The sequence below is a fragment of the Stenotrophomonas sp. CFBP8994 genome (assembly GCF_034044835.1).
GTDB classification, from domain to species: Bacteria; Pseudomonadota; Gammaproteobacteria; order Xanthomonadales; family Xanthomonadaceae; genus Stenotrophomonas; species Stenotrophomonas rhizophila_A.
The window spans coordinates 245,626-258,386 of the sequence record NZ_JAXCWT010000004.1 but is presented as its reverse complement, the minus strand read 5'-3'; the positions used below and the strand labels follow the sequence as shown (position 1 = coordinate 258,386).

Below are 12,761 nucleotides of genomic sequence, written 5' to 3'. Positions count from 1 at the left end.
CCTCACTGTAAGGTCAACTCAACGCACCACGTTGAGCACTTCGTAGCACGCGCCCATGGTGTGGTAGTCGGTCTTGCCGGCCGGGCTCTTTTCGTTGCTGTACTTGCGGTTGTCCGCATCCAGGATGCGGTACCAGGCGCCGTACTGGTGGTCGATCATGTGCTGCCAGGCGTACGCCCAGAGCTTGTCGTACCAGTCCCAGTAGACCGCGTCACCGGTACGCGCGGCCAGCAGCGCCGCGGTGGCCAGCGATTCGGCCTGCACCCAGAAGTACTTGTCGTCGTCGCACACCGTGCCATCCGGCGCGAAGCCGTAGTACAGGCCGCCGCGCGCTTCGTCCCAGCTGCGCGCCACCGCGGTATCGAACAGGTGGCGCGCGGTTGGCACCAGCCAGTCGGCCTGCACATGGCGGTCGAGGATCAGCAGCAGCTTGGCCCACTCGGTCTGGTGGCCGGGCTGGAAACCCCACGGGCGGAACAGGTGCTTGGGGTTGTCGAGGTTGTAGTTCCAGTCGATCTGCCAGTTGCGGTCGTAGTGCTCCCAGACCAGCCCGTTGCCCTGCGCCGCCTGGCGGCGGGTCATGTGGTCGGCCAGCAACAGCGCACGGTCGCGGTAGCGGGCTTCGCCACTGGCCTCGAACGCAGCCAGCATCGCCTCGCACATGTGCATGTTGGCGTTCTGGCCGCGATAGTCGCTGAAGTTCCACTCGGCGTCCGCTTCGTCCTTGTAGAGGCCGAATTCGGGTTCCCAGAAGCGCGTTTCCAGCAGCGCCCAGGTTTCATCCATCCACGCACGGGCTTCGCCGATGCCGGCCTTCAACGCGCAGCTGTAGGCCAGCAGCACGAAGGCCACGCCGTAGCAGTGGTTGGTGGCATCTTCGACCACGCCGTCGCGCAGGGTCCAGGCGTAGCCGCCGGTGACGGGGTTGCGGTGCACCTCACGCAGGTAGCGGATGCCGTGTTCCACCGCCTTCAGGTCGTCTGCCTTGCCGAATTCGCGGTAGGCCATGGCGTGGTTGAACACGAAGCGGGTGCTGCTCACCAGGTGGCGGTGGCTGGCGTCGTAGACCGTGCCATCGTCCAGGTAGTAGTGGAAGAAGCCGCCGTTGGGGTCGATCTCGTGCGGCTGGTAGAACGCCATGCTCTGCGCGATGTGCGCGCGCAGGAATTCCGGCGAACGGAAATCAGGCTGGGCGGGAATAGCGGTGGTCATGCGGCGGTTTCCTGTTGTTGCTGCAGCAGTGTCTGGACATCGGCCAGGCTGGGCATCGCGGCGAACGCGCCCTTGCGGGTCACGGCCAGCGCGCCAACGGCGGCACCGAAACGGATGGCGTCCTGCAGCCCGGCCGCGTCGCGGCAGAAGTCGACGAACGCATCGCCATCGGCACCGCGCTCACCGAGCGCGAACAGCAGCCCGCCCACGAACGCATCGCCTGCGGCGGTGGTGTCCACGGCAGGCACCTGGAAGCCGGTGACCACGCCGCTGCCATGGCGGGTGTGCCAACGCATCGGGGCGGCGCCATCGGTGACCACCACGGCCTGCGCATGGGCCGCCAGCAGGCGCTGGATGACCAGGGCATTGCCGTCGGCGCCCAGCGGCGCGGCCAGGTAGTCAAGTTCCTCGCGCGAGAGCTTGACCAGGTCGGCCAGCACCAGCGCTTCCCACAGCTGCGCCGTGGGGTCGACTTCAGCCGGCCACAGCGCGGGGCGCAGATTGAGGTCCAGGCTGACCATCGCACCGGCCGCACGTGCGCGCTGCATGCCGTCGAGCGTGGCCTGGGCGATGGCCGCTTCAGTCAGGCTGTTGGAGCACACGTGGAAGCTGCGGGTGCCGTCGAAACAGGCCGGGCTGAAGTGCTCGGCGCGGAACAGCAGGTCCGCGGCCGGCGGCCGGTAGAAGCTGAAACTACGCTCGCCGTGCGCGTCCAGCGCCACGAACGCCAGCGCGGTCTTGGCCGCGTCGGTGCGCACGATGCAGTCGGTGGCGACCCCGGCACCGGCCAGGCTCTCGGCAAGGAAGTCGCCGAACATGTCCTGGCCGAGCATGCCGGCGAAATGGGTGTCCGCCCCAAGCCGCGCGGCGGCCACGGCAACGTTGGCCGGGGCACCGCCGGCGTACTGCAGGAACGCGCGCGGCGTATCCGGCGTGGCCGGCGGCTGCGCAAGTAGATCGATCAAAATTTCGCCGAAACAAACAATCTTGGTCATGACGCGCTCAGCCCCCCTGGCTGAAACCGGCGCGCGGGCGCGAGCCCCACACGCCGTAGAAGAGGATGTAGCCGTAGCACAGCAACGGCAGGATGAAAGACAGGTGCAGGCCGATGCGGTCGGCCAGCAGGCCCTGCAGGAACGGGATGATCGCGCCACCGACGATGGCCATGATCAGCAGGCTGGAGGCCTTGTTGGTCAGCGCGCCCAGGCGCTCGATGCTGAGCGCGAAGATGGTCGGGAACATGATCGAGTTGAACAGGCCGATGGCCACCACCGAGTACATCGCCACCTGCCCTTCGCTGGCCATGGTCACTGCCAGCAACACGGCATTGGCGGTGGCAAACAGGGTAAGCAGGAGGCGCGGGGAGAAGCGGGTCATGATCGCCGAACCGGCGAAGCGGCCGATCATCGCCATCGTCCAGTAGGCCGACACGTAGCCGGTGGCCTGCTGTTCGGTCAGGCCGCCGATGTTCGGCATCGACAGGTAATTGACCAGGAAGCTGCCGATCGAGACTTCCGCACCGACGTAGAAGAAGATGCCCAGCACCCCGAAGGTCACGTGGCGGTGGCGCAGCGCATCCATCAGGGTGTGCTTGACCGGGTCGGCCTGTTCGGTGGTTTCATTCAACGCCGGCAGGCGGAACAGGTAGACGAACACCGCCAGCAGCGCCAGCGCGATCGCCAGGCCCACGTACGGGCCCTGCACCGACTGTGCTTCCTGGGTGCGGTAGGCCAGCTGTTCGGCCGCGCCGAGTGCGGCCAGTTCATCGGCACTCTTGACCGTGTTGCCGAGGATCAGCAGGCCGCCGAAGATCGGCGCGATCGCCGTACCCAGCGAGTTCAGCGCCTGCGCCAGGGTCAGGCGGCTCGAGGCGGTCTGTTCCGGGCCGAGCAGCGCCACGTACGGATTGGCCGCCACCTGCAGCACGGTGATGCCGGTGGCGAGCACGAACAGCGCGCCAAGGAAGGCTTCATACACCCGCAGTTCGGCGGCCGGCCAGAAGCCGAGCGCGCCAACGGCGGCGATGGCCAGCCCGGCCACGATGCCCTTCTTGTAGCCCAGGTGCGCCACCAGCCGACCGGCCGGCAGCGACATCAGGAAGTACGCGCCGAAGAAGGTGAACTGCACCAGCATCGCCTTGGCGTAGTTCAGTTCGAACACCGCCTTCAGGTGCGGAATCAGGATGTCGTTGAGGCAGGTCAGGAACCCCCACATGAAGAAGATCGTGGTGGCCACCGCCAGCGCCATGCGCGTGTTGACCACGGGCGCGGTGGATGACGATGTGGGCAGGCGATGCGTTGGAGAAATGGGCATGCGTAACGCGCCTCAGTGTGCGGGCAGGTGAAAGGGAACGGAATCAGCCGACGGCGGGGCCGCTGCTGTCACGGATACGGAGCTGCACCGGGGCCACGGTATGGCGCGGTGCGGCGGTGGGATCGTCCAGCCGCTGCAGCAGCAGTTCGGCCGCCTGGCGGCCGCGCTCGCGCGGATTGACGGTAAGCGTGGTCAGCGGCGGCAACGCCACCGCTGCTTCGGAGATGTCATCGAACCCGGTCACCGCGAAATCGCGGCCCGGCTGCACGCCGCGCGACGCCAGGCCCAGCATCAGGCCCAGGGCCACGGTGTCGTTGTAGCAGACCGCCGCGGTGGGCACGTCACCGGCGAACAGTTCGCCCGAACGCGCCGCGGCTTCCAACCGGTTGGGCGCTGATTCAATCAGCCAGTCCGGCTTCACCGACAACCCGGCCTCTGCCAGGGCCTGCGCGTAGCCAGTACGGCGCTGGTGGCAGGAGCTGGACTCGGCATGGCCGCCGAAGAAGGCGATGCGGCGATGGCCCTGCTCGATCAGGTGGCGGGTGGCCAGGTAAGCGCCCTGCTGGTTGTCCAGGGTGAGGAAATCCCAGTCACCGCCCTTGAGCTCGCGGTTGAACAGCAGCACGTTGGCGTAACCCACGGCCTGGCGCACTTCGGTGGCATCGCTGCCTTCGGCCGGCGACAGGATCAGGCCGGCCGGGGTGTGTTCCATCAGCGTGGTCAACACCGCCTGCTGCCGCACCGGCGATTCACCGGTGCTGCCCAGCAGGGTCACGTAGCCCTTCGCGCCAAGCGCCTCGTCTACACCGGAAGCGAATTCGGCGAAGAATGGGTTGGACAGGTCGTTGATGACCAGTGCCACGCTGGTCGAGGTCCGGCGGCGCAGGTTGGCTGCGCCGCGGTTGTACACATAGCGCTGCCGGCGCAGTTCGGCTTCCACCCGCGCGCGGGTGTCGACATTGACCAGCGGGCTGCCCCGCAGCACCAGCGACACCGTGGCGCGCGACACGCCGATGGCATCGGCGATGTCGGTCACGGTGACCGCACGTGCGGCGCCGGCACGGGGCGTGCTGGCGCGGGTTCCCTTGGCAGCGGAAGTGTCCTTTTTCATCGTGGCGTCGGCGTCCTCATGGTCCTGCAAGCCTAAACGATCACATCGGTCAACGGATCGCGGCCTGCGGGCTCATTCCAGCGCGGCCCCCGGGGTGGCGCAGTACGACACCGGCAGGGCGTCGACCTGGGTACCCCAGCCGCCTTCCGGTGCGGTATCGCCCAGGGTGAAGGCGATGGTGCCGCCCTGCTGCAGGCGGCTCCAGTCCACCCACACCGGGGCATGCGCCTGGCCATCAACCTGCACGCCCTGCACGTACTGCAGCTTGCGGCCGTCGGCACCGGGAGCCTGCAGACGCAGCGTGCGGCCCTGGCCGAGGTCGACCTCGACCTTGGCAAAGCGCGGGGTATGCAGCAGGAACTCGCCGCTTCCCGGCACCGCCGGGTACAGGCCCAGCGCACTGAACAGGTACCAGGCCGACATGGTGCCCAGGTCATCGTTGCCGGTGACGCCATTGGGCGCGTTGGTGAACAGCTGCTGCGCGGCGCGCACCACCGTGGCGGTCTTCCACGGCTGGCCGATCAGCGTGTACATCCACGGTGCATGCAGGTCCGGTTCGTTGTTGGGGTTGTAGCGGTACTGGTTGTAGTAGCTGTACGGGCCCACCACCCACTCCTTGCGGGCGGCCTGCAGCGGCGACTGCAGCAGGGCGTCGTAGGCAAAGAACGCATCCAGGCGCTTGCCGGCGTTCTCGCGGCCGTGCATGGCCTGGACCAGGCCGGGGATGTCCTGCTGGGCCAGCCACTGGTACTGCCACGCCGTGCCTTCATGGAACCCATGGTGCGAGCGCGGGCTGTAGTGGCCGTCGGCCGGCAGGTACCACTTGCCATCGTCCATGCGCGGGCGCGGGAAGCCGCTCATGCCGGTTTCCTCGTCACGCACGCTCGGGTCCCACACCTTCTGCCAGTTGCGGCCGCGCTGGCGCAGCACGCCGGCATCGTCGGCATGGCCCAGGCCATCGGCCATCTGCGCCAGCGCGCAGTCGGCCAGGGCGTACTCCAGGGTGGCCGAGCCGCCGTGGTGCGGATCGACATCCATGCCCTTGGACGGGAAGGCGCGGTCGTAGGCGACGTAGCCATTCTCCACATAGCCCGGGTTGCCCGAGCGGCCGGCATGCCGCGAGTTCATCGGCGGCAGTTCGAACGCGTTGCGGCGCAGTGCGGTGTAGGCCTCGCCTTCGCGCCCGGCCAGCGCGCCGAAGCGCCACAGGTCAACCATGAAGGGGGTGACCGGGTCGCCGGTCATGATGTTGGTTTCGAAGTTCGCGTAGCCCCAGCGCGGCAGCCAGCCGCCCTGCTCGTTGATCGCCAGCAGGCTGCGGCCGATATCCCTGGTCACCTGCGGGCGGGTCAGCGCCAGCCACTGGTTCTGCGCACGGTAGGTATCCCACAGCGAGAAATACTCGTAATAGGTCCAGCCCTCGGCGCGGTGGATGTTGTCGTCGTAGCCACGGTAGCGGCCGTCGGCATCGCTGCCGGTCAGCGGCTGCAGCAGCGCGTGGTACAGCGCGGTGTAGAGCACGGTGCGGTCGTCGGCATGCTTGCTGTCCACGCGCACGGTGGACAGTTCCTTGCGCCACTGCTGCTGCGACAGGCTGCGCATGCGCTCGAAGCCAAGCAGGCGCCCATCCTGCATGCCATCGCTGCGCAGGTTGGCGCGTGCGCCTTCGGCATCCACGTGCGAAATGGCGCTGACCGCGGTTACCGCGCGGCCCTTGGACAGGTCGAAGCTCAGCCACGCGCCGCTGGGCTTGAGCTCGCCTTCCATGCCATGGCGGGCGCCGGGCAGGCCACCGCCCTCGCCCCAGGTGCCATGGGCCTTGAACGGGCGGTCGAATTCGATGCGGAACCAGGTGGTGTACTGGTGGCCACCGCAGAAGCTCTTGGTGACCAGCTTGCCTTCGACCACGCGGTCGCCGACCACGTCGATCACGCTGCCGATCACCGAATGGCGCTCGTTGGCCTGGCCCACGTTGACCAGCACGTGGCCGGTACCGGCGTCGGCCGGGAAGGTGTAGCGCTCGGCGGCGGCACGGGTGCGTGCGGTAGCTTCGGCGTCGATGCCGCCGTAGCTGGTCAGGCGCACCTTGTAGTAGCCGGCCTGGCCGACTTCGCCTTCGTGGGTGTAACCGGAGGCGTAGGCCTTGTGGTCGAAGCTCTTGGCGTTGTCGGTATCGAAATCACCGCCCGGGCCGATGGTGCCGGTCACCGGCAGCACCGAGACCTGGCCGCCCTGCTCCCAGCAGCCTGCGCCGGACAGGAAGGAATGGCCGAACCCGCGGATCTTGGGATCGTCATAGCGCCAGCCGGCATAGTGTTCGCCGATGGGGCTCACCTGGATCAGGCCGAACGGGGCCGAGGCGCCCGGGAACGTATTGCCGTCATCCTTGCTGCCGATGAAGGTGTTGACCTCCCGCTCGAGCGCGGCCGGGGCGGCCTGCAGCATCGGGGTGAAGGCCAGCACGGCCAGGCAGGCCAGGCCCGCCAGCGGGCGGCGCAGGGGCGGAAGGGCAAGGCGGGACGGCAATCGGCGCATGCAGTGGGTCCTATGGTTTGGATCGCTCCAAAGTCACGACGACGTGAATTTAGATCGATTTAAGTAAACCATGGACAAATTGCGGGATGCATTCTGCGGCGCAACATAACAGACCACCCACCAGGGGCCATAGGCACATCTGCCCCCTTCCCGTCCATATTGCGCAGCAGCATGCGTCCCGGGCCCGGCCGTGTTAAAAATTCGCCGCCAGCGGTTTAGATCGATCCAACTCCAAACCGTCACAGAACCGGCCACGGCGGGCGTGGAACCCTGTAACCCCACGCCATTCGGCCTCCGAATTTAGATCGATACAACGTGTCAGCCATACGCTTCAATCCAAGGGAGAGAGTGGAATGAACCAGATGTCCCGCAAACACGGCCGCGACGCGTTGTCGGCCGCCATCACCTTCGCATTGGCCGCCGCCGCCTTCGTGCCGGCCGCCGCGTTCGCCCAGCAGGCCACCACCCCGTCCGAGACCCCCTCGGCGACCACGCTCGACAGCGTGCAGGTGACCGGCTACCGCTACGCCATCGAGAAGAGCCTGCAGCAGAAGCGCGACGCCAACGCCGTGGTCGAAGTGATCACGGCCGAAGACGTGGGCAAGTTCCCCGACAAGAACGTCGCCGATTCGCTGCAGCGCGTGCCGGGCGTGGTGATCACCCGTGACGGCGGCGAAGGCAAGAGCGTCAGCGTGCGCGGCCTGGACCCGGACCTGACCCTGACCCAGTTGAACGGCAATTACATCGCCACCTCGGAAACCAATGACGAGGCGAGCCGTTCGTTCAATTACACCCTGCTGCCGTCGAACATGCTGTCCAGCGCCGAGCTGTTCAAGTCGCCCGAAGCGCGCATCGACGAAGGCGGCATCGGCGGCACGGTCATCCTGCACACCCGCCGCCCGCTGGAGATGGAGTCCAACTCCGGCTACGTGACCCTGGAAGGCACCTCCTCGGACAACAGCCGCGACGTCGACCCGCAGGCGTCGGCGCTCTACTCCTGGCACAGCGACGACGAGCGCTTCGGCGTGCTGGTCGGCGTGACCCAGCAGAAGCGCACCAGCCGCACCATGGAAGCCACCACGGAAAACTACCAGTGGTATGGCACCGACACCACCGCGCGCGACGTGTTCGGCAATGACATGAACCAGGGGGGCGTCAACTACTGGTGGGGCAACTCCGGCTTCAACGACCAGAACGGCCGCAACTACACCGACTTCTACATGCCGACCTCGGTGAACTTCGCGGTCAAGGAAGAAGAGCGCCAGCGCAAGGGCGGTCAGCTGACCTTCCAGTTCAAGCCGACCGACAACGTAACGCTGACGGCGAACTACTTCCGCTTCGAGCTGGAGGGTGACTACACCCAGAACATGCTCAAGATTCCGGAATGGAACATGGCCCGCTACAACCAGGACGGCAACTGGGCCGGCGGTCGCCTGCTCAACGGCCTGACCATGGATCCCAGCGGCTCCATCGTCACCGGCGCGCAGTTCGAGAAGATCCCGGGCAAGACCTACTACTGCAGTGAAGACGAAGCTGCCGCCGCCGGCCTGCCGCCGGGTGGCTGGGGTCCGGACGATTGCACCATCCCCACCCCGCAGCTGACCGGCGATTACAGCCGCGAAAAGGCGCTGTCGCAGACCGCCGACCTGAGCGTCGACTGGGACATCAGCCCGCTGTGGAAGGCGTCCTTCAGCGGCGGCCGCACCTGGTCCGAGGGTGGCCCGTCGATGAAGTTCCGCATGTCGGCCAAGCCGCGCCGCCGTGTCGATGGCGTGTGGCAGACCGGCAACCAGTACTCGGCCTGGGACCTGACCGGCACGCCGTCGGCCACGTTCTCGCCCGACCTGCAGCAGCAGCTGATGAACGGCATTGCTGAAGTGGACACCGGCTCGACCGATTCGTCCTGGATGCAGACCGAGATCAAGCAGAACCACTTCCAGGCCGACTTCACCAAACTGTTCGAGACCGGCTGGCTGGATTCGTTCCAGTTCGGCGCCAAGTACAGCGATGGCAAGGTCCACCGCAATACCGGCAACACGTACTGGGTCTGCCCGGGCACCGACCCCGCCGACTATGACAACAACCGCTACCAGGCGGGCTGCGACAACACGGCCGGTATCGCGCAGCCGGGCTTCTTCCTGTCCAACCCGATCAGCGGCATCAACGGCGGTTTCGACGCCAACGTGTTCCCGGGCATCAACTACCCGGCGTACATCAACTACCTCAACGACCGCTACGGCGGTTCGCACAACCGCACCGAAGAAGATTTCGTCTACAACGTCAACGAGAAGGTGTACGCCGGCTACTTCCAGGCCAACTTCCGTACCGACCGCCTGCGCGGTAACGTCGGCCTGCGCGTGGTGCGTACCGAGCAGTTCGCACAGTCCAGCGATGCGATCGAACGCTTCAATGACTACTTCCTCGACAACGCGTCCGGTGCGCCGATGTCGTGTACCGACCCGGCGGCGGCGGCGTTCCCGACCTACGGTTGCGAAAGCGGCTTCGTCCGCCTGCCTGACAGCCTGGCGCGGCAGAAGTCGTTCGAGCTGATCGGCACCGACAAGACCTACACCGACTTCCTGCCGAGCTTCAACATCGCCTGGGACATCACCGAGAACCTGGTGCTGCGCGGCGCGGCGTCGAAGGTGATCGCGCGCCCGAGCTACACCAGCATTGCTGCGCCGGGTGCACTGAGCTACTACAGCGCCGAGTACGTCAACGACCGTCGCGTCGCCGGTGGCGCGCCGCAGGAAGGCTGGCAGGGCCACGGCAGCAACAAGAACCTGGAGCCGTTCGAGGCCACCCAGTTCGACGTGGGCCTGGAGTGGTACTTCAAGCCGGGCGCGGTCGCGGGTATCGGCCTGTTCCGCAAGAACGTCGACAACTTCACCGTGCCAGTGGTGCGTGACGTGCAGATGGTGGTCGGCGGCGAGTCGGTCACGGTGCAGGATTACGAGACCCAGGCCAACGGCCGCGATGGCGTGTCGCAGGGCGTGGAACTGTACGGTCAGTACACGTTCGACATGGGCTTCGGTGTGCAGGCCAACTACACCTACAACGACACCAACCTGGCCTCGATCGTGCTCGATGGTGAGAGCATCGGTTCGTCGCCGCTGGTCGGCAGCGCCAAGAACCAGGCCAACGTGACGGTGTTCTACGAGAACGAGAAGTTCCTGGCACGTGCCTCGTACAACCGTCGCGGTGAAGTGGTCGGTGGCCTGAACGGCGGCATGACCGAATACACCGAGCCGTACGCACAGCTCGATCTGAACGTGGCCTACAACTTCACCGACGCGCTGACCTTCACCGCCTCCGTGTTGAATGCCACCAAGGAAGAACAGCGCATCCACCTCGGCAACGATACCGATGCCCGTCTGATCTCCAGCCTGTACTCGGGCCGCCAGCTGTACTTCGGCGCGACCTACAAGTTCTAAGCGTCAACCCAACCCTGCCTTCGGGCAGGGGAAACGCTCCTCCACGGCAACCGCGCTTTCATAGGCGGTTGTCGTTTTTTTTGGGCGTCGGCTTCGATTATTTTCATGCGTTACTGGGCGCGGCGGGTTTCACGGCAGTCGTTTGGGAACCGACCCTACCCCGCCGTAGCGGCTTGCACCCTCGTAGAGCCACGCCCTGCGTGGCTGCTTGAGCCAACCGCACACGCAATCCGTCGGGGAGGCAGGCGGGTGGCCCCTGTAGGGACTGTCAAAAACATGGATGTTTTTGCCAAGCCCCCAAGGATGGGTTTACGGCGTGTCCCGTAAGGGGCTGCCCGACTGCCTCCCTGCTCGTAGCATTGAAGACGCTGCTGTTGCTGTTGCCTTACGAGACGATACCGTCCAGCGCAGCGCGCAACCCAGCCACGGTGTTGGCATCCGTCTGCGTCCAGTCGTTGTCCAGCCCGCGCAGGTCAGCATTGCGATAACGCATGCCCGAGACGCGGACCGCCTTTGCAGAGGCGTGCAGTTCACGGCATCCGGTTGCCGTGGCGATGCCCGCGACATTGCCCGGACCAATACCCGCTCCGGCCATTACGGAAAGGCGATCACCTGCCTGGGCGACCAGCCTGGCCAGCATGTCGCTGCCCGCTTCCGCGCTGGCCTGGCCACCGGAACTCAGCACCCGCTGGCAGCCCAGCGCGACCACCTGCTCCAACGCGGTCGGCAGGTCGCGCGCAGCGTCGAATGCCCGATGGAAGGTGACGCCCAGCGGCCCGGCGGCCGCGACCAGTTCGCGGCACAGCGCGGTGTCGATGTTGCCGTCGGCATCCAGGGCGCCGATCACCACCCCGTCGCACCCCAGCTGCCGGCACTGTGCGATATCGCGCAGCATGATGTCGGTTTCCAGGGCGTCGTAACGGAAGTCGCCCGGGCGCGGGCGGATCAGCACGAACAGCGGAATCCGTAGCTGGTCCCTCGCCACCGCGATGCTGCCGTGGGACGGCGTGGTGCCGCCCTCGGCCAGGTTGTCGAACAGTTCGATGCGGTCGGCGCCGCCCTGCTGCGCCGCCAGGGCCGATGCAACGGAGTTCGAGGCGATCTCGAGGGTGCGCTGCTGCATGCTCAGGTCTGCTCGCTGGTGTAGACCGAGGCCGAATCGCGCAGGTCGTCCTGGCGATCCTTGTCGCATACCGCGTAGACGAAACCGCGATGCAGCGCGTACGCGCCGACCTCGCCATTGCGGTCCATGGCCAGGAAACAGACCTGCAGCGTCCTGCTGGCTTCGGGGCGCTTGCGCACCACCCGTGCGATCGCTTCGCGACAGGCTTCTGCAGGAGAGCGGCCTTGGCGCATCAGTTCCACCACCAGGAACGACGCTGCGTTGCGGATCATTTCCTCGCCTACGCCCGACGCGGTGGCCGCGCCTACCTCGTTGTCCACGTACAGGCCGGCACCGATGATCGGGCTGTCACCCACCCGACCATGCAGCTTCCACGCCATGCCGCTGGTGGTGCAGGCCCCGGCCAGCTGGCCCTGTGTGTCCATGGCGAGGATGCCAAGCGTGTCGTGGTTGCTGCTGTCGCCTGGCCGCGTGCGCCGTTCGGCGTTGATCTCCGGGGTGTACTGCGCGGTCTTCAACCACTCGCGCCAGGCTTTTTCCGCAGCCGGAGTGAGCAGCTTTTCGCGCTTGAAGCCCTGCTGCACCGCGAACTGCCGGGCACCCTCGCCTACCAGCATCACGTGCGGGGTCTGTTCCATCACTTTGCGGGCCACCGATACCGGGTGCAGGATCTCGCTCAGCGCCGCCACCGAACCGCAGCGGCCGTCGCCGGCCATGATGCTGGCATCCAGGCTCAGCACCCCGTCGCGGTCCGGGTTGCCGCAGCGCCCCACGGTCGGATTGCACAGTTCGCTTTCCGCCCAGCGCGCTCCGGTTTCCACCGCATCCAACGCACTGCCGCCGGTGGACAACACCTTCCACGCGGCCTGGTTGGCGCCTACGCCGAAATCCCAGGTGGACACCACCCGCGCGCGCCCGCTGGCCTGGGCCTGCACGCGCGGAAACGCCATCACGCCTGCGGCCAATGCACCGGCCTGTAGGAACTGTCTACGATCTGTCACTGGTTGCTCTCCCAACGCCGTGAACCAGCCCG

General features: G+C 66.6%; 8 protein-coding genes. 1 reads left to right on the top strand and 7 read right to left on the bottom strand.

Annotated elements, in window-relative coordinates; all coding sequences use genetic code 11:
* Nucleotides 1–18 precede the first annotated feature (18 nt).
* The 5 genes from SOM39_RS13210 to SOM39_RS13190 all read right to left on the bottom strand — a co-directional run bounded on the left by SOM39_RS13210 (nucleotide 19) and on the right by SOM39_RS13190 (nucleotide 7,171).
* Nucleotides 19–1,212 (bottom strand): AGE family epimerase/isomerase, encoded by a 1,194-nt coding sequence (locus tag SOM39_RS13210; RefSeq protein ID WP_320458575.1) that lies wholly within the window; start codon nucleotides 1,210–1,212, stop codon nucleotides 19–21.
* Nucleotides 1,209–2,207, bottom strand: coding sequence for a carbohydrate kinase family protein (locus SOM39_RS13205; RefSeq protein WP_093534499.1), 999 nt, complete (start codon nucleotides 2,205–2,207; stop codon nucleotides 1,209–1,211). Before SOM39_RS13205 ends, SOM39_RS13210 begins: the two co-directional genes overlap by 4 nt.
* A 7-nt stretch (nucleotides 2,208–2,214) precedes the next feature.
* Nucleotides 2,215–3,525: an L-fucose:H+ symporter permease gene (gene fucP, locus SOM39_RS13200; protein ID WP_068851456.1), complete on the bottom strand. Its 1,311-nt coding sequence runs from the start codon at nucleotides 3,523–3,525 to the stop codon at nucleotides 2,215–2,217.
* 43 nt (nucleotides 3,526–3,568) lie between these two features.
* On the bottom strand, nucleotides 3,569–4,636 hold the full coding sequence (locus SOM39_RS13195; protein ID WP_093534539.1) for a LacI family DNA-binding transcriptional regulator: 1,068 nt from the start codon (nucleotides 4,634–4,636) through the stop codon (nucleotides 3,569–3,571).
* A gap of 72 nt (nucleotides 4,637–4,708) precedes the next feature.
* Nucleotides 4,709–7,171 carry a GH92 family glycosyl hydrolase gene (locus tag SOM39_RS13190; RefSeq protein ID WP_320458574.1) on the bottom strand — a complete coding sequence of 821 codons (2,463 nt, stop codon included), beginning with the start codon at nucleotides 7,169–7,171 and terminating at the stop codon, nucleotides 4,709–4,711.
* 353 nt (nucleotides 7,172–7,524) lie between these two features.
* Between SOM39_RS13190 and SOM39_RS13185 the strand changes: the two genes are divergently transcribed.
* Nucleotides 7,525–10,605, top strand: a complete 3,081-nt coding sequence (locus SOM39_RS13185; RefSeq protein ID WP_320458573.1) for a TonB-dependent receptor — start codon at nucleotides 7,525–7,527, stop codon at nucleotides 10,603–10,605.
* 385 nt (nucleotides 10,606–10,990) lie between these two features.
* On the opposite strand, the gene SOM39_RS13180 is transcribed toward SOM39_RS13185, so the two are convergent.
* Entirely contained in the window at nucleotides 10,991–11,728 is a 738-nt protein-coding gene (locus SOM39_RS13180; protein WP_320458572.1) for a copper homeostasis protein CutC, read from the bottom strand.
* A 2-nt stretch (nucleotides 11,729–11,730) separates the two neighbouring features.
* Nucleotides 11,731–12,729: a N(4)-(beta-N-acetylglucosaminyl)-L-asparaginase gene (locus SOM39_RS13175; protein WP_320458571.1), complete on the bottom strand. Its 999-nt coding sequence runs from the start codon at nucleotides 12,727–12,729 to the stop codon at nucleotides 11,731–11,733.
* Nucleotides 12,730–12,761: the final 32 nt, after the last annotated feature.